Origin of the sequence: Ligilactobacillus acidipiscis DSM 15836 (assembly GCF_001435755.1) — a bacterium.
GTDB classification, from domain to species: Bacteria; Bacillota; Bacilli; order Lactobacillales; family Lactobacillaceae; genus Ligilactobacillus; species Ligilactobacillus acidipiscis.
Map to the genome: position 1 here is coordinate 1 of NZ_AZFI01000271.1, position 1,550 is coordinate 1,550.

Below are 1,550 nucleotides of genomic sequence, written 5' to 3' on the forward strand. Positions count from 1 at the left end.
TTTACACAAACTTCTTGACGCTACCTAAAACGTGTATCGCCATTATTTAATCGCATAATACCAAATAATGGCAATAAGTAGATACCGCCTAGATACAAATACAGCCAATAGTTTAGTAATTGAGTTTTCATTGTACCCTCCTTAATAAATAAACAAATTATTTATTTACTTAATAATTAAATAGCGTCTATTATTGACGCCAAGAACTCCGAACGATTTTTAAAGCCATTTTCACGGGCTTTTTTGTCCATTTTCTTTAGCTGGCTTTCAGTAATCGAAAAGGTTACTGATCGCTTGCGTTCACTTTCTTTTCTACTGATTTTACTAATAAAATCAACGGAACTTTGTTTTTTCTTATCGTCTAAAGTTGCTTGGTAGTTTTCTTTCATTTCTTCATCTTTTTTCTTGTTGAATGAATCTAAGCTCATAATATCGCTCCTTTATTTAACCTTATTTGATAACTCTTGAAATAATTGATTTGCTTGTTCAAGAAACTTTTTGTTTTGTTTATAAACTAAATCATCTTTTTGTGCTAACTCAAAGATTGAAGCATGTTTCGCAGTTGCTTTATTAAACAGTTCTCTTTCAGGTATTACGGTTGCTACTGTTTCATCATCTGCAATATGATTTAGTAAATCACGTGACATATTTGTATTATGTTTAATCATATTTCCAATAAAGTAAAGTTTGGCGTCTACATACGTTTCACCAGTTCGATAATCAAAAAGGGATTTTTTAAATTTATCTAACCGTGTTTCAAGGTCAAACTTAGCATTATATCCATGTTCACTTGGTGTAATTGGACTAAGCAAATAATCACTGACAGCAATTGCATTTTTAGTAATTGTGCCAAAATCTGGGTGGGTGTCGATTAAAATATAATCGTATTGGTTTAAGTTTAAAGCGTCCATATTATTTTTAAACCACATGAATAACATCATTTCTTTATTGCTGTTATTTTCTAGGCGGCTGCCTAAAACGTCTAGATCTATAAAACCAGCAATTAAATCTAAATTAGGTGCAACGTTGTCGATGTTTACTCGTTGAATTTCCTCATCATCTTTAAAAGCTTCTGCAATGGTATTATCTCGTCTTGTTTTTTCGAAAACGGTGGTTAAATTGCATTGGTGGTCTAAATCGACTAGTAATACTTTTTTACCGTGCTTGGCTAACCAATCGCCATAATTTAACGTTAAAGTAGTTTTACCAACGCCACCTTTGATTGCAGTAAAAGTGATAATTTTCATAGTCTCAGCTTCCTTTCTTATCCGTCTATACTCATAGTATAACATAGATAAACAATTAAATAAACAATTTATTTGTTTAAACCGCCGTTGCTGGGTCTTAATACTAATGCCTGTTTTTCGTGCAATCATTTTATAAGTCATACCCTGTTGCCGTAACTCATAAGCAAATTGAATTTGCTCATCTGTGTAGGTTTTAGGGCGTCCCTCTTTAAAATAGGGGTCATGCGTTTTGGCGTATAATTTGCCCTCTTGGGTTCTGGTCACAATCATGTCTCGTTCAAACTGGGCAAAGGCACTAAAAAT

Annotated in this window: 2 protein-coding genes and 1 pseudogene; all 3 read right to left on the reverse strand. The window is 32.9% G+C overall.

The features are described from left to right. Nucleotides 1–176: 176 nt before the first annotated feature. Nucleotides 177–428, reverse strand: coding sequence for a ribbon-helix-helix domain-containing protein (locus FC65_RS10605; RefSeq protein WP_056972705.1), 252 nt, complete (start codon nt 426–428; stop codon nt 177–179). A gap of 12 nt (nt 429–440) precedes the next feature. Further along, nucleotides 441–1,247, reverse strand: coding sequence for a ParA family protein (locus FC65_RS10610; protein ID WP_056972707.1), 807 nt, complete (start codon nt 1,245–1,247; stop codon nt 441–443). Between the two features lie 108 nt (nt 1,248–1,355). Then, nucleotides 1,356–1,517, reverse strand: a pseudogene (locus tag FC65_RS12635) (helix-turn-helix domain-containing protein); the annotation flags it as partial. Nucleotides 1,518–1,550 lie beyond the last annotated feature (33 nt).

Bases quoted from the DNA above. Each gene is read 5' to 3' on its own strand.
- FC65_RS10610 (WP_056972707.1), bottom strand. From the start codon at position 1,247: ATGAAAATTATCACTTTTACTGCAATCAAAGGTGGCGTTGGTAAAACT.
- FC65_RS10605 (WP_056972705.1), bottom strand. From the start codon at position 428: ATGAGCTTAGATTCATTCAACAAGAAAAAAGATGAAGAAATGAAAGAA.